18 protein-coding genes are annotated in these 22,708 nt (G+C 70.9%); 8 read left to right on the top strand and 10 right to left on the bottom strand.

Annotated elements, in window-relative coordinates; genetic code table 11:
* Positions 1–216 precede the first annotated feature (216 nt).
* The 4 genes from ACLZN2_RS38095 to ACLZN2_RS38080 all read right to left on the bottom strand — a co-directional run bounded on the left by ACLZN2_RS38095 (position 217) and on the right by ACLZN2_RS38080 (position 5,065).
* Positions 217–1,338, bottom strand: a complete 1,122-nt coding sequence (locus ACLZN2_RS38095) for a hypothetical protein (protein ID WP_416984166.1) — start codon at positions 1,336–1,338, stop codon at positions 217–219.
* A gap of 40 nt (positions 1,339–1,378) precedes the next feature.
* Positions 1,379–2,317 carry an N-acetylneuraminate synthase family protein gene (locus ACLZN2_RS38090; RefSeq protein WP_416984165.1) on the bottom strand — a complete coding sequence of 313 codons (939 nt, stop codon included), beginning with the start codon at positions 2,315–2,317 and terminating at the stop codon, positions 1,379–1,381.
* Between the two features lie 13 nt (positions 2,318–2,330).
* The gene (locus tag ACLZN2_RS38085; RefSeq protein ID WP_416984164.1) at positions 2,331–3,554 is read right to left on the bottom strand and encodes a cytidylyltransferase domain-containing protein; all 1,224 of its coding nucleotides are present in this window, start codon (positions 3,552–3,554) and stop codon (positions 2,331–2,333) included.
* Positions 3,555–3,718: 164 nt separating this feature from the next.
* Complete coding sequence (locus ACLZN2_RS38080; protein WP_416984163.1) at positions 3,719–5,065, bottom strand: DUF6716 putative glycosyltransferase; 1,347 nt, start codon at positions 5,063–5,065, stop codon at positions 3,719–3,721.
* A gap of 197 nt (positions 5,066–5,262) precedes the next feature.
* Between ACLZN2_RS38080 and ACLZN2_RS38075 the strand changes: the two genes are divergently transcribed.
* The 5 genes from ACLZN2_RS38075 (at position 5,263) to ACLZN2_RS38055 (ending at position 10,417) form a co-directional block, all read left to right on the top strand.
* Positions 5,263–6,249, top strand: coding sequence for a glycosyltransferase family 2 protein (locus tag ACLZN2_RS38075; RefSeq protein WP_416984162.1), 987 nt, complete (start codon positions 5,263–5,265; stop codon positions 6,247–6,249).
* Positions 6,249–7,574, top strand: a complete 1,326-nt coding sequence (locus ACLZN2_RS38070) for a polysialyltransferase family glycosyltransferase (RefSeq protein ID WP_416984161.1) — start codon at positions 6,249–6,251, stop codon at positions 7,572–7,574. The genes ACLZN2_RS38075 and ACLZN2_RS38070 overlap by 1 nt, the downstream gene beginning before the upstream one ends.
* 164 nt (positions 7,575–7,738) lie before the next feature.
* Positions 7,739–8,749 carry a glycosyltransferase family 2 protein gene (locus ACLZN2_RS38065; RefSeq protein ID WP_416984160.1) on the top strand — a complete coding sequence of 337 codons (1,011 nt, stop codon included), beginning with the start codon at positions 7,739–7,741 and terminating at the stop codon, positions 8,747–8,749.
* Positions 8,742–9,158 carry a GtrA family protein gene (locus ACLZN2_RS38060; protein WP_416984159.1) on the top strand — a complete coding sequence of 139 codons (417 nt, stop codon included), beginning with the start codon at positions 8,742–8,744 and terminating at the stop codon, positions 9,156–9,158. Before ACLZN2_RS38065 ends, ACLZN2_RS38060 begins: the two co-directional genes overlap by 8 nt.
* Entirely contained in the window at positions 9,155–10,417 is a 1,263-nt protein-coding gene (locus tag ACLZN2_RS38055; RefSeq protein WP_416984158.1) for an NAD(P)/FAD-dependent oxidoreductase, read from the top strand. Before ACLZN2_RS38060 ends, ACLZN2_RS38055 begins: the two co-directional genes overlap by 4 nt.
* Before the next feature lie 62 nt (positions 10,418–10,479).
* Here the strand turns inward: ACLZN2_RS38055 and ACLZN2_RS38050 are convergent, their stop codons facing one another.
* From ACLZN2_RS38050 to ACLZN2_RS38040, 3 genes are read right to left on the bottom strand one after another with little or no spacing between them, the layout of a single operon-like run.
* Positions 10,480–12,156, bottom strand: coding sequence for a hypothetical protein (locus ACLZN2_RS38050; protein ID WP_416984157.1), 1,677 nt, complete (start codon positions 12,154–12,156; stop codon positions 10,480–10,482).
* A 4-nt stretch (positions 12,157–12,160) separates the two neighbouring features.
* Positions 12,161–14,500, bottom strand: coding sequence for a glycosyltransferase (locus ACLZN2_RS38045; RefSeq protein ID WP_416984156.1), 2,340 nt, complete (start codon positions 14,498–14,500; stop codon positions 12,161–12,163).
* Positions 14,497–15,918: a glycosyltransferase family 29 protein gene (locus tag ACLZN2_RS38040; RefSeq protein ID WP_416984155.1), complete on the bottom strand. Its 1,422-nt coding sequence runs from the start codon at positions 15,916–15,918 to the stop codon at positions 14,497–14,499. Before ACLZN2_RS38040 ends, ACLZN2_RS38045 begins: the two co-directional genes overlap by 4 nt.
* A 275-nt stretch (positions 15,919–16,193) precedes the next feature.
* Between ACLZN2_RS38040 and ACLZN2_RS38035 the strand changes: the two genes are divergently transcribed.
* Entirely contained in the window at positions 16,194–17,321 is a 1,128-nt protein-coding gene (locus ACLZN2_RS38035) for an acyltransferase family protein (RefSeq protein WP_416984154.1), read from the top strand.
* 44 nt (positions 17,322–17,365) lie between these two features.
* Here the strand turns inward: ACLZN2_RS38035 and ACLZN2_RS38030 are convergent, their stop codons facing one another.
* Complete coding sequence (locus tag ACLZN2_RS38030) at positions 17,366–18,040, bottom strand: TetR/AcrR family transcriptional regulator C-terminal domain-containing protein (RefSeq protein ID WP_416984153.1); 675 nt, start codon at positions 18,038–18,040, stop codon at positions 17,366–17,368.
* Between the two features lie 94 nt (positions 18,041–18,134).
* On the opposite strand from ACLZN2_RS38030, the gene ACLZN2_RS38025 reads away from it, so the two are divergent.
* Entirely contained in the window at positions 18,135–19,490 is a 1,356-nt protein-coding gene (locus tag ACLZN2_RS38025; RefSeq protein WP_416984152.1) for an FAD-dependent monooxygenase, read from the top strand.
* Positions 19,491–19,499: 9 nt separating this feature from the next.
* On the opposite strand, the gene ACLZN2_RS38020 is transcribed toward ACLZN2_RS38025, so the two are convergent.
* Positions 19,500–20,081, bottom strand: a complete 582-nt coding sequence (locus tag ACLZN2_RS38020) for a Uma2 family endonuclease (RefSeq protein ID WP_416984151.1) — start codon at positions 20,079–20,081, stop codon at positions 19,500–19,502.
* A gap of 92 nt (positions 20,082–20,173) precedes the next feature.
* The gene (locus ACLZN2_RS38015) at positions 20,174–21,754 is read right to left on the bottom strand and encodes an acyl-CoA mutase large subunit family protein (protein ID WP_416984150.1); all 1,581 of its coding nucleotides are present in this window, start codon (positions 21,752–21,754) and stop codon (positions 20,174–20,176) included.
* Between the two features lie 56 nt (positions 21,755–21,810).
* Between ACLZN2_RS38015 and ACLZN2_RS38010 the strand changes: the two genes are divergently transcribed.
* Entirely contained in the window at positions 21,811–22,668 is an 858-nt protein-coding gene (locus tag ACLZN2_RS38010) for a L,D-transpeptidase family protein (RefSeq protein WP_416984149.1), read from the top strand.
* The last annotated feature ends 40 nt before the right edge of the window (positions 22,669–22,708 follow it).

The following is a 22,708-nucleotide window of genomic DNA, read 5'->3' as shown; positions in this document are numbered from 1 at the left end:
GGGCGCGGGGAACTGCGCGACCAGCCCCCACGGACCCGCAGCCACACGACCGCCCGCAGCTGAGCGCCCTGAAGGGGCGCGGGGAACTGCGCGACCAGCCCCCACGGACCCGCAGCCACACGACCGCCCGTAGCTTCGGCGACCGGTCGCACCCAGGGGCGCGGGGAACTGCGCGACCAGCCCCCGCGGACGCGCGGTCGCACGGCCCGGACAGGGCTACGGTGCGACCGCTGCCAGGCGGTGTACGTCCCTTGCCGTGCCCGTGACGCCCGACAGGAAGCCCTGGGCCCTTGGGGAGGCGTGCTCCGTGAGCCAGGTGGGGTCGATGTCGCAGACCGCCACGCGGACGTCCGTGCCGGAGAGCGCCAGCGGGAGGGTGTGGACGACGGTGGACGGGAAGCTGAGGACCGTTCGGCCGATCGGGCCACGGCGGGCGATCAGTTCCAGGGGGAGGTCGGGCCGGACCACCTCCAGGCCCGTCTCCACGGCCAGCCGGTGGAGTTTGTCCGCGCTCTCGCGGCGGTGGGCGAAGTAGCGGGCCGCGCCGTGCGCACGGGCGAGGGTCCGGACGGCCTCCAGGTAACGGTCCGCGTCCACCACACCGGTCTCGACGAGGGACGTGCCCACCATGTCCGCGCCCTTGGTGACGCGCGGCGGCCCGAAGCGGGCCCGGGTCCAGGTGAAGGTGTTGGCGGTGACCGTGACGCCGTCCGGGGTCTCCTGGACCGGCATCGCGGAGAAGACCTCGACCCGGGTGTCGGCCGAAGGGGTGAGCCGGCGGCGGGCCGAGGAGGACACCGGCGCGAAGACCAGGTCGCGGGGGCCGGGTCGGCCGCCCTTGCGGTGCCAGCGGACGAGGCGTTCGCCGCGGGCCAGCTGGCCGACGAACTCCATGGTCGCGGTGCCGTCGTCGACCACGACGAGGTCGGTGGCCCTGGTGATGGACAGCAGGAGCTGGACGTACCGGGAGAACGGGTCCCCCATGACGACCCGCCGGGCGCGGCGCAGCAGCGGGGTGAGCCCACCGATCGTGCGGAAGGGGGCCACGGTGCCGCCGCGGGCCTCCTCCCAGCGGACCGTGTGGCCCTCGTCGCGGGCCAGCTCGGCCATGCGGCGCAGCTGGCCGCGGGTCATCGGGTCGGTCGGGGACAGGACGACGAGGGTGAGCTCCACGCCGGACCCCGCGCCGGACCCCGCGCCGGACCCCGCGCCGGGCTCCGCGCCGGGCTCCGTCCGGGCGTGCGCCCATTCGAGCACGTTCAGAAGCTGCACCGGGCTCTCGACGAACGCGAGGGTGTGGGGGGTGGTGCCGGTGTCCGTGCCGGCGCGGGGGCTCAACGGCTCATCCTCGTACGACCGTCCCGTAGTGGTGGGTGACTCAGACCGCGACCGGCTCGCCCGCCGCCGCGGCGATCTCCGCCTCCGCGACGACGCCGCTCACCCGGCGCAGCTTCTTCATGGGGCCGAGCTCGGAGTCGTAGACCTTCTTGACGCCGTCGCCGAGGGAGGCCTCGATGGTGCGGATGTCACGGACGAGACGCGTCAGGCCCTGGGGCTCGACGGAGGCGGCCTGGTCGGAGCCCCACATCGCGCGGTCGAGGGTGATGTGGCGCTCGACGAAGACGGCGCCGAGGGCGACGGCGGCCAGGGTGGTCTGCAGGCCGGTCTCGTGGCCGGAGTAGCCGATCGGGACGTTCGGGTACTCCTTCTCCAGCGTGTTGATCACGCGGAGGTTGAGCTCCTCGGCCTTGGCCGGGTAGGTCGAGGTGGCGTGGCACATGACGATGTTGTCGCTGCCGAGCACCTCGACGGCGTGGCGGATCTGCCTCGGGGTCGACATGCCGGTGGAGAGGATGACCGCGCGGCCGGTGGCGCGCAGGGCGCGCAGCAGCTCGTCGTCGGTGAGGGAGGCGGAGGCCACCTTGTGGGCGGGGACGTCGAACTTCTCCAGGAAGGCGACGGCCTCGGTGTCCCACGGGGAGGCGAACCAGTCGATCCCCTTCTCCTTGCAGTACTCGTCGATCTTGCGGTACTCGTCCTCGCCGAACTCCACGCGGTGGCGGTAGTCGATGTACGTCATCCGGCCCCACGGCGTGTCGCGCTCGATGTCCCACTGGTCGCGCGGGGTGCAGATCTCGGGGGTGCGCTTCTGGAACTTGACGGCGTCGCAGCCGGCCTCGGCGGCCACGTCGATCAGCTTGAACGCGTTCTCGAGGTCGCCGTTGTGGTTGATGCCGATCTCGCCGCAGATGTAGACCGGGCGACCGGGGCCGACCTCGCGGGAACCGAACGTGCGCAGACGGGAGTTGGTGCTCATGGCGGAACGTTCCTTACCTGGTGAGGGTGTCGAGAGAGGGTCCGAGGATCCAGCCGGCGATCTCCCGGATCGCGCCGTCGCCACCGGGGACGGTGGTGACCGCGCGTGCGGCGCCGCGTACGACGTCGTGGGCGCTCGCGACCGCCACCGGCCAGCCCACGAGGGCGAAGCAGGGGAGGTCGTTGACGTCGTTGCCGACGTAGAGCACGCGCTCCGGCGCGATGCCCTGTTCCTCGCACCACTGCTTGAGTGCGAGGTCCTTGCGGTCGATGCCGTGCAGGACCGGGAGCTTCAGCTTCCGGGCCCGGGCGGCGACGACCGGGTTCTGTTCCGAGGACAGGATCAGGAGCGGGAAGCCGCTCCTGCGCAGGGCGGCGATGCCGAGGCCGTCGCCGCGGTGGACGGAGACGAACTCCCGTCCGTCGGAGTCGATCAGCACCCGGTCGTCGGTCTGGGTGCCGTCGAAGTCGAGGACGATCGCGTCGATGTCGTCCGCGGTGGGCAGACCGTCGGGGCGGTCCGCGTCGAAGAGGGGGGCCAGGGCGCGGGCGCGGGCGAGGTCGTGCGGGTCGTCGACCTCCAGGACCCGGGCGGGGTCGGTGCGGACGAGGTCGGTGCGGCCGAAGAAGCGGTGGCCGTGCTCGCGGAAGCCGGCCGCGTCCATGGCGTAGGCGGCGCCGGTCTCCAGGAAGTCCTGGGGGCGGTCCTGGCGGCGCGGGCGGTAGGACTTGTCGTGGTTGACGCCGTTGCCGCCGCCCAGGTCGCCATCGGCGTCGCCGTCGCGCCAGACGAAGCCGTGGAAGGGGGCCACGGTCACCGCCGTGTCCGCGCCCCGCTCCGCGACGGCCGAGGCGACCCCGTCGACGTCCTCGCGGACCAGGAACGGGCTGGTGCACTGCACGAGCAGGACGACGTCGACCGGGGCGCCGTGCAGGGCCTCGTGGGCGTCCATGGCGTGCAGGACGGCCGCCTCGGAGGTGGCGGTGTCGCCGGCGATGACGGCCGGGCGCAGCACGACCTCGGCGCCCGCCTCGCGGGCCGCGGCGGCGATGGCCTGGTCGTCGGTGGAGACGACGACGTCGGTGACGAGCCGGGTGGCCCGGCACTCGCGGACCGCGCGGGCGACCAACGGGACGCCGCCGACGGGGGCGAGGTTCTTCGCAGGCACGCCCTTGGAGCCGCCGCGCGCGGGGATCACGGCGAGGACGCGGCGCCGCTCCGCTGGGGAGTCGGACATGGGGGCTTCTCCTTGCTGTGGAGGACGGTCACTCACGGCGCTCCCCGCGCGGGGCGGCGGACCGCCGCGGCCGGCGCGCCGACCGGCGGCCGCTCGCGGCACGCCTGCGCCGGACAGGGCGGATCCGGCGTCCTGTGCCCGGTCCACCGCCGGACGGCCCCCGCTCACAGCTCCCCCATCCGCCGGATCACGGGCGCCACGCGCTGCACCCCGTGCCGGTAGGCGCCGCGCGCGGCACGGCGCACGATCTGCCGGACCGGGCCGGGCTCCCTGTCGGCGGCGGGTGCGCCGGGCAGCGGGCTGCCGTCGGGGCCGAGGTGGTGGCGGGCGAGGATTCCGGGCAGATAGCCGGGCGCGGTGGCGGGCGTGTACCAGGGGGTGAGGGGCGGCAGTCCGCCGGGCCGGTCGAGCAGCTTGGCGATGCGCTCGCGGGCCGCGTCGAAGGCGGTCGCGTACGAACCGTCGGCCGCCACTCCCTGCCGGGAGACCCACTCCGCGTCGGGGGCGGGCCGGTGGCCGGCGTCGAGCTGGTCCCAGGAGGCGAGGCAGCCGGAGCCGACGAAGTGGTGGTTGCCGAGGGCCTCACGCACCCCGAGGTCGCTGAGGACGACGGTGGGGACCCGGCGGTGCAGGGACTCCAGGGCCGCGGTGGAGCTGATGGTGACCAGCAGGTCGGTGCGGTCGAGGACCTCGCCCATGTTGCCGTACACCAGGCGGAAGTTGGCCGGCGGGTCGAGCCGCTGGACCAGCTTCTGGTACGGCAGTTCCTCGATGTGGGTGGTGTGCTCGCCGGGCTTGGAGCGCAGCTTCAGCAGCACCTCGCGCTCGGGGTGCAGCCGGGCGTGCTGGACCAGCCGGTTCAGCAGGTACGTACGGTCCTTGCGGCTCTCCGGTACGGAGGGCTGCGCGGCGAAGACGACCGTGTACGGGTCGTGCTCGCCGGTGTAGGGGGCGCCGCCGAGGAAGGGCAGGGCGACCTCGGTCACCGAGGAGGAGTCGGCGCCGACCCCGTCGTAGACCGCGCGGAAACGCTCGGCGTCCTGGCGGGAGTTGGCGAGGACGAGGTCGGCGCCGTGCCGCAGCAGCAGTCCGTCGGCGAGCTTCTCGTAGACGACGCCGACATAGCCGGTGACGACGACGGGACGGTCCGCCCTGCCCTCCCAGACCCGCTTGAGGCCGTGCAGGACCGCCTGGACGCCGCCGCCGACGAGCGCGAGGACGAGGACGTCGTACGACTCCCGCGCCATGGCGCGCAGGAACTCGACGGCGGTGACCTCGCGCAGGGAGTCGGCGTGCACGCCCACCTCGGCGAGCTGGCGCGGGGTGGGCGTGGCGCGGCCACGCAGGAGGAACCCGTCGAGGACGGGGGCGACGGGATGGACGGGGTCGGCTTGCACCCCGCTTCCGGATCCGGGCACGATCCTGGAGGCGGTCAGCGCACCCCATTTCCATCGGGTGTCCGAGTCCGCGAGGACGGCAATCCGTGGGGGGTTCGCAGTACTTGCTGGCACGTCGAAGACGCTAGAAAGCAAAACCCAGGGTTGGCCCAACCTCGATTCAACGAAAAGTTAACAGCAGCCCACCGGAGACCGAACTGGCCCTCCAGAAGCCGTGCTGCACGCCCGGTGCACCAATCCGACACATTGAGTTCACCCCCTGTCTCCTCAACGGAAAGTTCCGCTGTCGGGGGTCCTCCTAGGATTTCGCCGTGCCAAAGCTCTCCGTGATCGTGCCGTTCTACAACGTCCAGCAATACGCGCCGGACACCCTCAGAAGCCTTCGCCTCAACGCCCGGCCGGACTTCGAGTTCGTCCTGGTGGACGACAAATCGAAGGACGAGACTCCGGCCATTCTGGAACGGGCGGCCGAAGATCTTTCCGCGGTCGCCCAGGTGCGGTACGTCCGCCATGAGGAGAACGGGGGGCTGGCCACCGCGCGCAACACCGGGCTCGACGCGGCGAGCGGCGAGTACCTGACGTTCCTGGACGGCGACGACTGGCTGGCGCGCGGCTATCTGACCGAACTGGTCACCGCGATCGAGACGCTGGGCTGCGACTTCGTCCGGACAGACCATGTGCAGGCCACCGGGCGCGCCCGCACGATCGTCCGCCACCCGCTGGGGCGCCGCGACGAGGTGCTCAGCCCGCGGGACGCGATCCTGCCGGTCGACCGCACCACGTCTGTGGACTACGCCTACGCCTGGGCCGGCGCCTACCACCGCCGGCTCGTCGACCGCGGGCTGCTGCACTTCACGCACGGGCTGCGCACCGCCGAGGACCGGCCGTGGATCTGGAAGCTGCACCGGGAGGCGGAGTCGTTCGCCGTGCTGAACCTGCACGGCGTCTTCTACCGCCGCGGGGTCGCCTCCTCCCTCACCCAGATCGGCGACGCCCGCCAGCTCGACTTCATCCGCGCCTTCGACGAGGTGATCGAGGAGACCGCGCGGGACCGGGACGCGGACCGGCTGCTGCCGAAGGCCGTGCGCACCTACTGCGCGATCATCGCCCACCACCTCGCGGACATCGACAAGTTCGAGCCCGCCGTGGCCAAGCAGCTGCGGACGATGAGCTCGGCGGCCATAAAGCGGATGCCGCAGGAGCTGCTCACCGACGTTCTCGACACCATGGACCTGCGCCGCTCCGCCAAGCTGCGGCGGCTCAGGCGCCAGATCACCAGCGCGAAGGCGGCCGCCTGATGGCATCCACGACCCAGATCTTCTGCGCCTCCACGCTGTACGGCGCGGCCACCCTCGCCGCCGCCCTGGACGCGGACTGCTTCCCGGCGGCCGAGCGGCGGCTGCTGCTGGTCTGCAACAACGCGACGAACCCGGAGACCGCCCCGGCCCTCGACGAGATGCCGGGCTTCGCACCGCTGCGCGACCGCTTCGACGACGTGCTCTCCTGGAACGAGGCGATCAGCCCCTTCCACCCGGGCGCCTGGTCGCCGAGCCCCGACGACGTCCCGCTCTTCGAGCGGTATCTGCGGCTGCTGTGGGGGCTCGGCGAGGACCGGGTGGAGATCGTCCTGGAGTCCATCCAGGTCAACCCGGCCCAGGCCGTCGCCCAGCTGTTCCCCGGCGCGCCGATCGAGGTCTACGCCGACGGCCTGATGAGCTACGGCCCCACGCGCAACAAGCTCGACCCGCTGATCGGCACCCGGGTGCGCCGACTGCTCCACCTGGACCTGGTTCCGGGTCTGGTCCCGCTCCTCCTCACCGAGTTCGAAGTGCCCGCGCGTACGGTCCCGTCAGCCGCGTTCCTGAAGGTGCTCGGGCAGGTGGCCGACGCCGTACCGGAGCTGCCGCCGCTGCCCGACGACTTCGCGCTGCTGCTCGGGCAGTACCTCTCCGCGCTGGACATCATGTCCGCGAAGGAGGAGGAGGACCTGCACGTACGGATGATGCGGGGTGCGGTGGCCAAGGGGCACCGCTCGGTCGTCTTCAAGCCGCACCCGTCCGCCCCGGCCCGCTTCATCCGGATCCTGGAGTCGGAGGCGGAGAAGCTAGGGGTCGACCTCACGGTCCTGGACACCCCCGTGCTCGCCGAGGTGCTGTTCCAGAAGGCGCGGCCCGCGCTGGTCGTCGGCTGCTTCTCCACGGCGCTGTTCACCGCGACCGCGTTCTACGAGCTGCCGGTCGCCCGGACCGGCACCGCACCGCTGCTGGACCGGCTGACGCCGTACCAGAACAGCAACCGGGTGCCGGTGGTGCTCGCGGACGCGCTGCTGGCGGACCTGGAGGACAAGGAAGAGATCATCGCGTCCGACACCCTGACCGGCCTGCTCACCGCCGTCGGATTCGTCATGCAGCCGCAGATCCTCTCCGGCCTGCGCCCCACGGCCGAAAGCTACCTGCGCACGTATCTCGGCCCGCGCACCCAGCGTTACTTCAGGCGCAAGCGGCTGACATCCCTGGGGCTCCCCGGCGGCATCCCGGAGCGACTGTCGTTCCTCCCGCAGAACTCCACGGCCCGCCGAGTGGTACGCCGAGCAAAGGCGCTGCGCAAAGCGATCAAGCGCTGATACTCACGCCGATTATCAAATAAACCTGAAAACATGAAGAGCAATGGGGAAGCTGCCCCCCGGTCGTGGCGAGTTGGTCTGCTGTTCACTCTCGCTCCATAGCTTCCCCGAATGCTGCAAATAGCGTTCTCCACAGTCCCGTTCCGATGGGCGGGCGGGTCGGAATGACACAGCAGGACATACGCCCGCCCGCCGCCGCGCTCACGCTCGCCGAACAGGCTCCGGAGCAGCGGTCGCTGATCTCGTACGTCCTGCCGGTCTACAACGAGCAGGACGGCATCGCCCAGTTCCACAAGGAACTGACAGCCGCGTTCGACGGCCGACCGGAGCTCGACTTCGAGATCGTGTACGTCAACGACGGGTCCGCCGACGGCTCGCTGGCGATCCTCAAGGGGCTGGCCGAGCGGGACGACCGCGTGCGGATCGTCGACTTCGCCCGCAACTTCGGGCACCAGATCGCCATCACGGCCGGACTGGACGTGGCGCGGGGCGACGCGGTGATCGTCATGGACACCGACCTCCAGGACCCGCCCCGGGTCAGCCTGGAGCTGGTGGACGCCTGGCGCGAGGGTGCGGAGATCGTGCACGCGCGGCGCCGCAGCCGCCAGGACACTCTGTTCAAGCGGACCACCGCCCACATGTACTACCGCGTACTGCGCTCCTCCACCGAGGTCGACATCCCGCTCGACACCGGCGACTTCCGCCTCCTCGACCGGCGCGTCGCCGACGAGCTGCGCAAGTACCGCGAGAAGAGCCGGTTCGTGCGCGGGATCGTCGCCTCGATGGGATACCGGCAGACCGAGGTGTCCTTCGACCGCGACGAACGCTTCGCGGGCGAGACCAAGTACCCGCTGCGCAAGATGGCCAAGCTCGCCATCGACGGTGTGACCAGCTTCTCCACCGTGCCACTGAAGATGATCACCCGGCTCGGCTTCGTCGTCCTCGCCCTCTCCATGGTCGGCATCGTCTACGCCCTCGCCATGAAGTTCTTCCGGCCCGACATCACCGTCTCCGGCTGGACGATGCTGATGGTCGTCGTGCTGTTCCTGGGCGGCGTCCAGATGCTGTCGCTCGGCGTCATCGGCACGTACATAGGCCGCATCTACAGCGAGGCACAGGGCCGTCCGCTGTACCTGGTGCGCGAGGTGATCGGTGGTTCCCAGGCCGATGACTGAGACCACGGCCAGGATCCAGGCGCCCTCCACCTCCTCCCGGACCGTGCGCCAACTGGTCCGCTACACCCTCATCGGCGGCAGCGGGGTCACCCTCGACCTCGTCGTCTTCCTGCTGCTGCACAACTGGGCCGGGATGGACGAGCAGTTCGCCAACGCGATCAGCACCACGCTCGCCATCACCAACAACTTCGCCCTCAACGCCCGCTTCACCTTCGAGCGCCGCGACCGGCTCTTCGTGCGCTTCCTGCGCTTCTACGCCGTCGGACTGACCGGCATCGCCCTGACGAACCTGCTCTTCCTCGCCTTCACCGACGGACTGGGCATCAACGCCAACATCATCAAGGTGGCCTCGATGCCCCTGGTCCTGGCGCTCCAGTTCGTGCTCAACAAAAAATGGAGCTTCGCATGAACCTCGGCATCATCGGCGCGGGTGCCACCGGGCTGACCGCCGCCTGGGACGCCGTGCGCGCCGGGCACCAGGTGACCATCCTGGAGGCCGCCGGTGAACTCGGCGGGCTGGCCGCCTCGCTGGAGGTGGGCGGGGTGCCGCTGGAGCGGTACTACCACCACATCTTCCGCAGCGACAAGGCGATGATCGCGCTGATCGGGGAGCTGGGGCTCGGGGACGCGCTGCGGTTCCACAAGCCGACCACCGGGATCTACCGGGGCGGGAAGCTCATCGACTTCACCACCCCGTTCGACATGCTCCGCTTCCCGGAGTTCTCGCCGGTGGACGCGGTGCGCTTCGCCGGGTCCTCGGCGGTGCTGAAGGCCGTCCGGAGCGGTGAGCGGTACAACGACCTCACCGCCCTCGCCTGGCTGCGCAAGTGGGCCGGCAAGAAGGCCACCGCCGCCATCTGGGAGCCGCTGCTGAAGGGCAAGTTCGGCGACCGCGCCGAGCAGGTGTCGATGGCGTGGCTGTGGGCCCGTATCCACTGCCGGACCTTCGAACTCGGCTATGTGGACGGCGGGTTCGAGCGGGTCTATGCCGCCCTTCGGGACGGGATCGAGGAGCGCGGCGGGAAGGTCGAGTTCGGCAAGGCCGTCGAGACGATCCGGCAGGAGGGCGACACTCCGGTCGTGACGTGCGCGGACGGGTCGACCTACCGCTTCGACCACCTGATCGTCACCACGCCGCAGCCCGCCTTCGCCAAGGCCGCCGGGCTGCCCGCCGAGGACACGGTCTGGAAGAACCAGTACCTGGGCGCCACCTGCTTCGTCCTGGAGATGGACCGCAGCGTGATCCCGTACTACTGGCTCAACATCAACGAGCCGGACTTCCCGTTCCTCGCGGTGGTCGAGCACACCAGGATGATCGACCCGGCGGTCTACGGCGGCCGGCACGTCCTCTACGTGGGCAACTACGTCGAGCGCGAGGACTGGCGCTTCACCAGCGACCCCGGTGAGCTGCTGAACGCGTTCGTGCCGTACCTGAAGCGGATCAACCCCGACTTCGACCTGTCCTGGGTGAAGAAGTGGCACTTCTCCAAGGCCGGCTTCGCCCAGCCCGTGGTGACCCCGCGGTACCGGGCGCTGATACCGGGCCACGAGACCCCGATGAGCCGGGTCACCCTGGCGACGATGGCCCAGATCTATCCGCAGGACCGGGGGCAGAGCTACTCGGTGGAGATGGCGCGGAAGGTGACCGCGTCCCTCGGGCTGCGCTGACCGGACGGTACGAGGAAGGGCCCCGGTGAGTGATCACCGGGGCCCTTCCTCGTACCGTCCGTCTACTTCAGCTTGCAGACCACCAGCGGTGTCTTCGGCTTCAGCGCCGGGCAGTCGTACGTCGCCTGCACACGCCTGCGCAGGCCGGCGTCGACGTAGGCGAGCCGGAACCAGGCGCGGTCCAGGATCGCGTAGGGCGCCGGGTCGTGGTCGACACAGTCGGCGTTCTCCTTGAACGACTTCAGGTCGGCCACGTCCGGGATGAAGCGGGTGCGCTGCAGGAAGGTGGCGATCGGGTACCGGCACTGGGCCGGGTGGTCGACGTAGTACACCGTGTCGCCGAAGGCCAGGTACAGCACCTTCGCCCCGGCCGGGAGCTGCGCGCGCAGTGTGTCGGCGTCCTTCTGCTTGGCCCTCGCGTTGTCGTGGAACTTGGTGTTGGTGGACGACACCTTGCCGTACTGGGCGAGGTGCGGGGAGCTCGGCCAGATCGGCCCGGCGAACAGGACGACCCCGGCGAGCGCGACCGGCGCCAGTGACCGTCGGGGCAGGCCCTTCAGCCGGGTGTCGGCCAGCGCGGCGAGCAGCGCTACGAACCCGAGCACCCACATCGTCGCGGGGCGCTGGAGCCCGTGCGGCAGCCGGGTGTAGAGCGCGGGCAGGGTGCCGTAGAGCAGGGACACGGCGCCGAAGCACCACGGGGGCTTCGCGGACCCGCCGACCGCGAGGCCCCAGACGGCGGCGGCGAAGACGGTCAGCTGGACGGCGTGGTACGGGAACCAGTTGCCCTGCACGATCACCACGGCCAGCGAGCCGAAGCCGATGAGCACGGCGATCGTCAGCAGCTCCAGACGGCGGGCGCGGCCCTGGACCCGGGTGAGGAGGAGCAGCAGCGCGCCGGGCAGGAGCAGCAGCACCGGGGTGAGGAGCGACCGGTCGGCGAGGAACTCGAAGGACCGGTGCAGGACGAAGCCGGGGCGGATACCGGTGCGGCTGAGGGCCGACTGGTTGATCTGCGGCATGTCGTGCGTCCACTGCAGCTCGTGCGAGCCGGCGAGGACGCTCAGCGCGAAGAGCGCGATCGCACCGGGTACGGCGACCAGGGCGACGCGGATCGCCCGGCCGCGGTCGGCGGCCCACAGGATGAGGACGCCGAACGCGGCGGTGGAGGCGGTGGAGTACTTCATCATCACCGCGAGGCCCAGCGGCAGCGCGGCGATCAGGGCGGCCGGCCACGCCCTGCGGATCCCGAGGGCGGCGGCGACGCCGAAGACCGTCAGCACGACGGCCGTCCACTCCGGCTGGAGGAAGTCGGTGCGCGGGGCGAGAACGAGGACGAGTCCGGTGGCGCCCGCGGTGAGGGCCGCCTCGCGCGGGGTGATCCGGCGCAGGAGTGCCGTGTGGAGGGCGAAGGCCGCCGCCGCCACGACGAGCGCACCCTCGGCTTCGATGATCGTCTCCCGTACGACCACGCCGCCGGAGGTGGGCAGGTCCAGCAGGGCGATGAACCACCGGTAGAAGAACGGGCGGTGGGTGAAGACCTCGGACGGGGAGTAGCCGGCCTCGCCGCCCAGGCGCAGGGCGGCGAGCACGTACTGGAGGTCACCCGTCAGCCGCCGGATGAGGACCGTGCACAGAACGGCCGCCGCCGCCAGGGCCGCGACCGCCGGCCACCACAGGGGTGACCGGCGGGCGCGGGGGGCGGGCGGCGCGTCGACCAGGGCGGTCGTCGTCGCCATGCGATCAGCCGCCCAGGATGGTGCGCAGGTCGGCGGAGTTGGCCTCGGTCACCTTCCACAGTTCCTGCTGGCGGCCGTGCACGTCGGCGACCGTGCGGTCGTGGTCGGCGAGCAGGTCGCGGGAGCGTTCCACGAGGAGCGCGGCGAGGTTGCGGTCGTGGACCGAGACGCCCCACTCGGGGCGGTCGATGTCGCTCAGGAAGTACGCCATCTTGGGGTGCGAGATGAGGCTGATGATCGGCGTGCCGCAGCCGAACGGGATCATGCCGGCGTGGCCGCGCATGCCGATGACCAGCTTGGTGCGGGCGTACAGCTCGCGGATCTCGTCGTTCTCGAAGTCGTACATCGGGATGACGGGCAGCGAGACGCCGTGCTCGCGGCGCAGGTCGAAGGCGATCTTCTCGTCGTCGAGGGAGTGCGCCACGCACCTCACGTCGGCCAGTTCGCGCAGGCCCTCGACGGCCTTGGCCATCTGGGCGAGGAAATAGCCGTAGTCGTGGCCGAAGCGCAGGCCCGCGCGGTCGTAGGCGGCGTTGATGAGGATGGTGTCGTCGCGGCGCGCGGGGTCCTGCCAGCCGTCGATCAGCTGACGGGTGACCGTGGTGGGGCAGGGCTGGAAGCGGACCTTGTCGTGGAGGTGGGCGGGAAGCATCGCCCGGACCTTCTCGATGGAGCCGTGGTTGCGCAGTCCGAAGAAGGAGGACTTCTCGACGAGCAGGCGCAGCGACTCCCGGAAGCGGCCCGCGCGGTAGGACTGGCCGTCGAAGGCGTTGAAGCCGACGGCGTAGACCGCGATGGGGACGTCGATGCCCTTCAGCATCTCGTCCGAGACGTTCCACTGCCAGGCGCTGTTGCCGTTGGGCATGGTGTCCGGGATGAAGAGGCCGCCGCCGCCGATGACCATGCCGCGGCGGGCGTTGACCCGCTCCAGGGCGGCCCTGTCGAAGAGTCGGTGGGCGTGCACGGAGTGCCAGCGGCGGGAGGTGGTGTCGCGGTCGAAGCCGAGCCGGACGCTCTCCGGGAGCAGCTTGTCGCCGGCGTTGCCCTGGCGGTCCATGTAGAACGCGACGTGCGCGAGCTGGTCCTCGGGACGCCCGGCGGGCTGGGCGGGTACGCCGACGGTGCGCTGGTGCCAGATGCGGCTGCCGCGGTGGGTCGGGTCGACGGTGAGGCCGGCGGTGGCGTACTCGCGGGCCTTGGCGTCGTCGCCGTGCACCCAGGCGATCTGGGCGAGCCGGGAGAAGGCGGTGGCGGCCCGGTTGGGGGCGGCGGTGGCGAGGTGGAGCTGTGCCTTGGCCTCCTCGTAGCGGGAGACGGCCATCAGGGCGTTGCCGTAGACCTCGTGCGGCCAGGCCTCGTCGACGGGCAGGTGGACCCGCTCCAGGATGTCGACGGCGGCCTGGAAGTCGCCGGCGCCGATGTGGGCGAGGGCGACCTTGCGGGCGGTGTCGACGTCGCCGGTGCGCTCGACGTGCGGGGTGCCGAAGTGGACCAGCAGGTCGTGGTGGAGGGTGTCGCCGGCCTCCATGTAGGCGGCGTGCAGCTCGGCGTCGGTGAGCTCGAACTCGGCCCAGCGCTCCTGGGCCTGCCCGTAGCCGGCCTCGCCGCCCTGCCAGGGCTTGTGGCGGCCGGTGAAGTGCAGGACCGCGGTGTCGTCGGGGACCGGGAGGTCGCCGGAGAGGCGGCGCTTGACGTAGTTGTACTTGGGGTCGAGGTCGACGAAGTCGCCGTCGAGGAGGGCGTTGAGGATGCCCTGGTCGTGCTTGTCGAGCTCGTACTTGCCGCTGCGGCCGATCGCGTCGATCTTCGCGCAGAACGCGTCGGTGAGGTACTCCTTCTGGATGACGAGCAGACCGCTGTTGAGCATGCGGGTCTTGTCGCCGTAGAAGAACTGCGGGACGGCGGCGAGGCCCTGGCGCAGGGAGAGCAGCTCGTTGATCGGGCCGAGGACCACCATGTCGGTGTCCAGGGTGATCACGGTGTCGTAGTCGCGGATCCGGAAGACGTCGAGGATGAAGTACGCCTTGCGGACGAGGTAGTTGTCCTGGTCGCCCTTGACGTAGGAGTCGTAGTGGTCGGCGTCGACCCGGCGGAATTTCACGCGCGGGTGCAGCTCGCGGATCGCGGCGACGGAGGCGGGGCGCAGGTCGTCGTGGAGGACGAGGAAGTCCTCGCAGACGTCCGGGTTGGACAGGGCGAGGGAGCGCAGCAGGACGAGGAATCCGGGCAGGTAGTTCTCGTCGACGAAGCTCGCGAAGGCGATGCGGCGCTTGCCGGTGAGGGCGGAGGCGTCGGTCGCGGGGGCCGCCGGGGCGGATGCGGAAGCCGGTATGGAAGTGGTCATCGCAGGGAAATCCTCATGCCGGAGACGCTCTGGGCCCGTTCCATGACCCACGTCTTCTCGCTGCCGTATTCGTGCACGTTGGTGATGGCCAGCTTCATCGCCTCGGGGAGGCGGTAGGCGCCGCTCTCGTAGAAGTCGAAGCCGATCAGGTCGAGCGTGGGGCTGACGTCGAGGTAGTCGAGCAGCCAGAGCATGTTGAAGCCGGAGGTGGGGATGGCCGCGAACCGCTCGGTGGTCCAGCCGCCGATGTTGCGCACGGGCCAGCGCAGCGACTCGTCGTTGACGTATGTCTGGGCGCCGGGGATCAGCTTGTTGCGGACGGAGTACTTCCAGTCCGGCGAGCTGCCGCTGAAGACGAGCCGGGTGTCGACGGGCTTGTCCCAGTTGTAGTTGTGCTTGTGGATGGTGACGTGGATGTCGGTCTTCCTGCCGGTGTGCGCCGGGTCGATGCGGTACGAGTTGAAGCGCACGACGAGGTCGTAGGCATCGATGTCGTGGCCGAGGCCGCTCTCGCCGACCTTGCCGGAGTTGGCGATGAGGCAGATCGACTTGCCGGCGATCCGGTTGCGGAACTCGCCGAGGCTGAGCCACTGCACGCCCCCGAAGAGGGGGTCGGGGACCGGGCCGCGCATCCGGCCCCGGCGTGCGTCGGCATACAGGGCGAGGGCCTGGGTCAGCTCGGGGGTGGGCCGGGTCTGCAGGCCGGTGGCGAGGTCGAGGTAGTGCGCGAGCGCCTCCTGGACCTGGCTTTCGGGGGCGCCCTCGCGGTCCAGCGCGATCAGCGCGCCGACCAGGCGGGCCTGGGCGCCGGAGGGGTCGCCGGCGCTGTGCGCGGCGAGGCCCTCGGCCCAGACGTCGGTGGCGGGTCCCGCGCCGAAGGCGGCGGACTCGGGGACCGTGCGCTTGAGGAGGCTCAGCAGTTCGGTGCGGGCCTTGGTGGCGGCGTGGATGCCGTCGACGCGGGCGCGGACGCCGAAGCCGTCCTCCTTGGTGAGCTCGAGGTAGCGCTCGTAGGCCTCGGCGGCCTCCACGGGCTGGCCGAGGGCCTCCAGGATCCGGCCGCGCAGCCGCCAGCCGGCGCGGGAGCCCCGGCGCAGGTGGAGGATCGTGTCGGTGATCGTCACCGTGAGGTTCAGCTCGTCGTCGTAGGCGCAGACGACGGCTTTGTTGCCCACGTTGAGCAGGGCGTCGAGGACCTCGTTGCTGAGGTTGCCGCCGCTGCCGGCGCCGGTCGCGGCGGCCTTGGTGCGCCGGAGCAGGCCGGCCGCGGTGGGGGCGGGCGCGGACTGCTCCTGGGTGGCCCACAGGGCGAGCAGCTGGCGCAGCGCCTCGGCGAGCTGGAGGCGGCGCGGGTCGAGGCTGCCGACGAGCTTGCCGCTGTGCACGGAGCACGCGCGCAGGCAGTCGTCGAGCGACACCGCGGATGGCGCTGACGAGGGCCTTTGCGGCCTGGTGTCTGACCCTCTGCTGCGGACCCTCGTCATGATTCTCCTGGTCGTATGAAAAGTTATTGACGTACCAAAACCTGGCGATGCTGGAAGACCGTAAGAAAGGAAAGCGACGCTCAGGTGAACCCCTTGGTACCGAACGGCGAATGCTCTTGCCGTCGAACACGAGTTTCGCGGGTGACGCCATAGGGTTCACATAGACGGCACTTGTTTTCAACGAGCAAGGAACACAGAGGAACACAGGCGTGACGCAGACGGTCGTGGGCACGACGGATCAGCCCCTCGCGGTCCCGGTCCCCCCGAAGAAGACGCAGACCGGCGGCCGGCTGCGCGCGCTGGACGGTCTGCGGCTGGTCGCGGCCCTGATGGTGGCCTGCTACCACTACGGCGGCCGGGGCGGTGACATCACCCGCGCCTGGGGCACCTCGGCGTCGCAGATCTTCCCGACCCTGCACACACCGTTCGCGTACGGCTGCCTGGGCGTCCAGCTCTTCTTCGTGATCAGCGGTTTCGTCATCTGCATGAGCGGCTGGGGGCGCCCGCTGCGCTCGTTCTTCGCCTCCCGCGTGGCCCGGCTGATGCCCGCGTACTGGGTGGCGGTGCTGCTGGTGACGGCCGTGTTCGCGCTGCCGGTGGTGGTCTACGACGCGGTCTCGCCCAGTGACCTCCTGGTGAACATGACCCTGCTTCAGGAGCCGCTGGGCGTGGACCGGGTGCTCGGTGTGGACTGGACGCTGTGGGCGGAGGTCCGCTTCTACGCGCTGTTCGCGCTGTTCGTGGTCCTGCCGGGGGCGAACCGGCGCCGGGTGATCCTGTTCTGCGCGGGCTGGATCCTGGCGGCGGCGATCGCGCAGGGCGCGCACCAGCCGCTGCTCGACATCGTGCTGATGCCGGAGTACGCCCCGTTCTTCGTCGGCGGCGTCGGCCTCTACCTGGTCCACCGTGACCGCCGGGACCCCTACGCGTGGGGGATCACCGGGGTGAGCTTCCTGATCGGCCAGCACTACTCGGTGCAGAACCTGTGGAACGTCTCCGACCCGAACGCCTTCGCCCACCGCACGTCCTGGGGGATCATCGCGGTCGTCGCCTTCGGGTTCGTCGCCGTCGGGGCGATCGCGCTGGGCCTGCTGGACCGGATGAACTGGGGCTGGCTGACGGTGGCGGGCGCGCTGACGTACCCCTTCTACCTGGTGCACGAGCACCTGGGCTGGGTCGTGGTCGCGGCCCTGCACCGCGGGCTGGGCGTCCCCTCGTACGCCGCCTTCCTGCTGACGGTCGCGTCGATGCTGCTGCTGGCGTACGCGCTGAACAAGCTGGTGGAGGAACGCCTGACGCCGCGACTGCGCAAGGCGCTCACGACCCCGCGTCAGTGAATTCCCGGTGAATCGCGGGGCGCTTTCCAGCAAACTCCCGACACTCAGGAAACCCCGTACCGCGCCGCGATTCCCGCGATGACGATCTCCAGCCCCTCCTCGAAATGCTTCCCGTAATCGGCGAAGATCTCCGCGCCCGCGCGCGCCGTCAGCGGGAAGTCGGCGAGCAGCCGGGCCCGCTCGTCGATGTCATAGCCCTCGCGCCGCTCGTCCGGCAGCGGCTGCACGCCCTGCTCCTCGATGACGAACCCGATGGTGTACGAGTACGCCGTCGACGAGGCGCGGACGGCCTGGCCCAGGCTGAACCCGGCGGCCGTGAACAGCCGCAGGCTGTCCTCCAGCTGATGGGCGTGGTCGGTGCCGGTGAAGCGTGAGCCGCTGAACACGCGCGCGCCGTCACGGTAGGCGAGGAGGGCCTCGCGCAGCCCGTGGTTGGCCTTGCGCGTCCACTCCTGCCAGCTGTCGGCGGGGTCGAGGGCGGTCCCGGCGACCATCCGCCGGTACATCTCGGTGGCCATCTCGTCGAGCAGCGCCTGCTTGTCCTTGAAGTGCCAGTACAGGGCCGGCGCCTTGACGTCGAGCTCCTTGGCGATCGCGCGCAGGGTCAGCCCGTCCAGGCCGGTCTCGTTCAGCAGGGCGAGGGCCGTGCCGGCGACGCGCCCCCGGTCGAGGGGGGCGCGGGGGGCCTGGGGGACCCGGGGGGCTCGTTCGGTACTCACGCCCGACAGCTTAACGCCGTTAACGGTTGACAACTTAACGCCGTTAAGGGCACAGTCGTGGGCGACGGAACTTAACAGCGTTAAGGAGACTGGGATGCGTACTGGGATACGACAGACGGACGTACTGATCGTGGGCGCGGGCCCCACCGGGCTCGCCCTCGGCATCGACCTGGCCCGGCACGGCGTGGACGCGCTGGTGGTGGAGCGCGGCGGGACCCTCACCCCCGGCTCGCGCGGCAAGGGCCTGCAGCCGCGCACCATGGAGGTCTACGAGGATCTGGGCGTCCTCGACGAGATCCTCGCCGCCGGCGGCCCCTACCCGGTGGGCATGATCTGGCAGGACGGCAGGCAGGCCGGCGAGCACCGGATGTTCGACCCGGCGGAGGACGGCGAGGAGGGCTCCCGCTTCACCGGCCCGTGGATGGTCCCGCAGTGGCGCAACCAGGAGATCCTGCGGGCACGGCTGGAGCAGCTGGGCGGATCGCTGTCCTTCGGCCGCGAGGTGACGGGCATCGAGCAGGACGCGGACGGCGTGACGGCGCACTTCGCCACCGGCGAGCCGGTGCGCGCGCGGTACGCGGTCGCCGCCGACGGGGGCCGCTCGGCGGTGCGCCGTGCGCTGAACATCGGGATGACGGGCGAGACGGTGGACCCGGACCCGCTGCTGGTGGCGGACGTGCGGATCGCGGGCCTGGAGCGCACGTGGTGGCACGTCTTCCCGCCGGCCGGGGAGGGCGCGGGCTTCCTGGCCCTGTGCCCGCTCGCGGGGACGGAGGACTTCCAGCTGGTGGCGCAGTTCCCGGACGGCACGGACCTGGAGCCCCTGCTGACCCTGGACGGCGTCCGCAAGGTGGTCGCCGACCGGACCCACCTCGCCGCCGAGGCCGTGACCGAGGTCGGCTGGTCCTCCAACTTCCGCCCGCGCGCCGCCCTGGCGGACCGCTTCCGCGAGGGCCGGGTCTTCCTCGCCGGGGACGCGGCGCACGTCCACTCCCCCGCCGGCGGGCAGGGCCTGAACACCAGCGTCCAGGACGCGTACAACCTGGGCTGGAAGCTGGGCGCGGTACTGGGCGGACGGGCCCCGGAATCGCTCCTGGACACGTACGAGGAGGAGCGCCGCCCGAACGCCGCGGCCATGCTGGGCCTGTCGACGGCCATCCACCGCGACGAGGCCCGCCGGGGAGCGAAGACCCGCCAACTGGGCCTGAACTACCGCGAGTCGTCCCTGAGCGAGGAGACCCGCCCGGCCCCGGGCGAGATCCGGGCGGGCGACCGCATGCCGGACCTGACGGTGGACGGGGTGCGTCTGTTCGACCGCTTGCGGGGCCCGGAGTGGGCGGTGGTGGAGCTGGAGGACGGGGTCTTCCTGGTCCGCCCGGACGGCTACGTGGGCTGGGCGGGCGACTCGACGGAGGGACTGGAGGGTTACAGGGCGCGCGTGGGCGCCTGAGCCTCGCGGTCAGTCGTCGCCGTCAAGGAGGGTGTCGACGGAGAGATCGAGGGTGATCCCGACGGACTCGGGGACGGGGACCGACTGGCCTCGCTTGAAGCGCTGGGGGTCGGGGTACTTGCCGTCGACCGGGTCGGTGTAGAGGAGGACCTCGTCGTGCTTGCGGTCGGCGATGAGGTAGGCGGGGATGCCTGCCTGGGCGTAGCACTCGACCTTGACGTGAAGGTCGTCAGACCAGTTCGACGACGTCACTTCCACGACCAGACGGAAGACGTTCGGCGCGTAGTAGTTCTTCCTGACGTGAGCGTCGCGGAAGTCTTCGTCGACTACGGAGAGGTCGGGGATCGCGAAGTCCTCGGGCAACGTCGGCAACCAGAGTCCGATGCCCTGGACCCATTCGGCTCCGCTTCCTTCGATGCCCGCCCGCTCAAAGCCGCGCCCGATCTTGGTCAGCGACAGCGCATGCGAGCCGTCCGGCGGCGGTGTCACAGTGAGCCTCCCCTGGAGAATCTCCACGCGGTGGCCAGGCAGTGCACGGGCAAGCTGGTCAGCAGCCTCACCCAGGGTCAGCTCCTGCTGCAGTACGGCCATGGCGTCCTCCTTGTCGGGGCCCACTCTGCAACGAGCGTAACCGGGAGCGCGCACTTTCCGCCCCGATCACTCGTTCGGAGGAATTACCCAGATCAGAAGGCGTCCGACGGGACGTATGCGCCCCACACCCCCCGCAACGCCCCGCACACCTCCCCCACCGTCGCCCGGGCCCGCAGCGCGTCCTTCATCGGGTACAGGACGTTGTCCTCGCCCTCCGCCGCCTTCCTCAGGGCGGCCAGGGCAGTCCCGACCGCCGAACGGTCGCGCTCGGCCCGCAGTCGCGCGAGCCGCTCCGCCTGCCGGGCCTCGATCGCCGGGTCCACCCGGAGCGGCTCGTAGGGCTCCTCCTCGTCGAGCCGGAAGCGGTTGACGCCCACGACGACCCGCTCGCCGGAGTCGGTCTCCTGGGCGATCCGGTAGGCGTTCCGCTCGATCTCGTTCTTCTGGAAGCCGTGCTCGATCGCCGCGACCGCGCCGCCGAGGTCCTCGACCTTCCTCATCAGCCCGACCGCCGTCGCCTCGACGTCGTCGGTCATGCTCTCGACGACGTACGAGCCCGCGAAGGGGTCGACCGTCGCGGTCACGTCCGTCTCATGGGCGAGGACCTGCTGCGTCCGCAACGCGAGCCGCGCGCTCTTGTCGGTCGGCAGCGCGATCGCCTCGTCGAAGGAGTTGGTGTGCAGGGACTGGGTGCCGCCCAGCACGGCGGCCAGTCCCTGGACGGCGACCCGCACCAGGTTCACCTCGGGCTGCTGGGCCGTCAGCTGGACGCCGGCCGTCTGGGTGTGGAACCGCAGCATCAGCGACCTGGGGTCCCGCGCCCCGAACTCCTCCCGCATCACCCGCGCCCAGATCCGGCGGGCGGCGCGGAACTTCGCGACCTCCTCCAGGATCGTCGTACGGGCCACGAAGAAGAAGGACAGGCGGGGGGCGAAGTCGTCGACGTCCATGCCCCCCGCCACCGCCGTTCGGACGTACTCGATACCGTCCGCCAGGGTGAAAGCGATCTCCTGCGCCGGGGACGCGCCCGCCTCCGCCATGTGGTAGCCGGAGATCGAGATGGTGTTCCACTTCGGGATCTCGGCCCGGCAGTACCTGAAGATGTCGGCGGTCAGCCGGAGCGAGGGCTTGGGCGGGAAGATGTACGTCCCGCGCGCGATGTACTCCTTCAGCACGTCGTTCTGGACGGTCCCCGTCAGCCGGTCCCCGGGGATCCCCTGCTCCTCCGCCACCAGCTGGTAGAGCAGCAGGAGCAGGGCGGCCGGGGCGTTGATCGTCATCGACGTGGAGACCTGGTCCAGCGGGATCCCGCCGAACAACACCCGCATGTCGTCGACCGAGTCGATCGCGACGCCCACCTTTCCGACCTCGCCGTGGGCGATCGGGGCGTCGGAGTCGTGGCCCATCTGGGTGGGCAGGTCGAAGGCGACGGAGAGGCCGGTCGTGCCGTGGGCGATCAGCTGCCGGTAGCGGGCGTTGGACTCGGCCGCCGTGCCGAAACCCGCGTACTGGCGCATGGTCCAGGGGCGGCCGGTGTACATGGACGGGTAGACGCCCCGGGTGAAGGGGTACCCGCCCGGTTCGCCCAGCTTCTCGGCCGGGTCCCAGCCGTCCAGGTCCCGGGGCCCGTACACCGGCTCGATGGGCCGTCCCGACTCCGACTCGCGCACCATGCCCACCACCATGCCGCTCCGTTCGCCCGGCGTCATCCGGGGGGAACATCTCAGGCATGCGGATGCGGAGATCGATCACCGCCCTGGCCGGCACGGCGGCCCTGGCGACGCTGTGGGGCTGTACCGTGCGGACCCAGGACACCCAGGACACCCAGGACGGCCGGGCACGCCCGCCGGTCCACGTCGACGTCACCGGTACGACGCCCGCGCCGGACCCCAGCGGCACGGCCCCGGACGACAAGCCGAGCGCGGCCCGGACCACCGGCACACCGTCGGCCGCCCCGGCCGTGCTGTGGAAACGCGGCGACTCCGGGCGGGACGTCCGTGAACTCCAGGCCCGGCTGCGGCAGCTGGCCTGGCTGTTCGAGGGGCCCACGGGGCTGTACGGCCCGGCCACCGAGCAGGCCGTGAAGGGGTTCCAGGGCAAGCGCGGGCTGCCGCAGACCGGGCGGACGGACTCGGTCACCTGGGACCGGCTGGTGCGGATGACGCGTGAACCGGGACAGTGGGAGCTGTATCTGATGGGCGGTCAGTCGGCCGCCGCGCCCGACCCCCGGTGTCTGACCGGGCGGGTGCTGTGCATCGACAAGACCAGCCGCACCCTGCGCTGGATGATCGACGGACGGACCGTGTCGACGATGTCCGTGCGGTTCGGCTCCCAGTACACGCCCACCCGCGAGGGTGTGTTCCAGGTCTACTGGAAGTCCCGCGACCATGTGTCGACGCTCTACCACACGCCGATGCCCTACGCGATGTTCTTCAGCGGCGGCCAGGCGGTGCACTACTCGGCCGACTTCGCGGCCCGGGGATACGCCGGTGCCTCGCACGGCTGTGTGAACGTACGGGACGAGGCGGCGATCTCGGCGCTCTTCGCCCAGGTCCGCAGCGGCGACAAGGTCGTGGTGTCCTGGTGAGTTCGGGGCGCGGGCGGGACCGGGGGAACGTGTCCCGCCC

This window comes from Streptomyces sp. T028 (assembly GCF_048159505.1).
GTDB lineage: Bacteria > Actinomycetota > Actinomycetes > Streptomycetales > Streptomycetaceae > Streptomyces.
The sequence above is the reverse complement of the archived record's forward strand: the minus strand, read 5'-3'. Positions and strand labels throughout refer to the sequence as shown.

What these genes read in the sequence shown, in the direction of transcription:
- ACLZN2_RS38060 (WP_416984159.1), top strand. Translation starts at nt 8,742, where the DNA reads ATGACTGAGACCACGGCCAGGATCCAGGCGCCCTCCACCTCCTCCCGG.
- ACLZN2_RS38020 (WP_416984151.1), bottom strand. Translation starts at nt 20,081, where the DNA reads ATGGCCGTACTGCAGCAGGAGCTGACCCTGGGTGAGGCTGCTGACCAG.
- ACLZN2_RS38015 (WP_416984150.1), bottom strand. Translation starts at nt 21,754, where the DNA reads ATGGTGCGCGAGTCGGAGTCGGGACGGCCCATCGAGCCGGTGTACGGG.
- ACLZN2_RS38065 (WP_416984160.1), top strand. Translation starts at nt 7,739, where the DNA reads ATGACACAGCAGGACATACGCCCGCCCGCCGCCGCGCTCACGCTCGCC.
- ACLZN2_RS38010 (WP_416984149.1), top strand. Translation starts at nt 21,811, where the DNA reads ATGCGGATGCGGAGATCGATCACCGCCCTGGCCGGCACGGCGGCCCTG.
- ACLZN2_RS38055 (WP_416984158.1), top strand. Translation starts at nt 9,155, where the DNA reads ATGAACCTCGGCATCATCGGCGCGGGTGCCACCGGGCTGACCGCCGCC.
- ACLZN2_RS38050 (WP_416984157.1), bottom strand. Translation starts at nt 12,156, where the DNA reads ATGGCGACGACGACCGCCCTGGTCGACGCGCCGCCCGCCCCCCGCGCC.
- ACLZN2_RS38025 (WP_416984152.1), top strand. Translation starts at nt 18,135, where the DNA reads ATGCGTACTGGGATACGACAGACGGACGTACTGATCGTGGGCGCGGGC.
- ACLZN2_RS38090 (WP_416984165.1), bottom strand. Translation starts at nt 2,317, where the DNA reads ATGAGCACCAACTCCCGTCTGCGCACGTTCGGTTCCCGCGAGGTCGGC.
- ACLZN2_RS38045 (WP_416984156.1), bottom strand. Translation starts at nt 14,500, where the DNA reads ATGACCACTTCCATACCGGCTTCCGCATCCGCCCCGGCGGCCCCCGCG.
- ACLZN2_RS38085 (WP_416984164.1), bottom strand. Translation starts at nt 3,554, where the DNA reads ATGTCCGACTCCCCAGCGGAGCGGCGCCGCGTCCTCGCCGTGATCCCC.
- ACLZN2_RS38070 (WP_416984161.1), top strand. Translation starts at nt 6,249, where the DNA reads ATGGCATCCACGACCCAGATCTTCTGCGCCTCCACGCTGTACGGCGCG.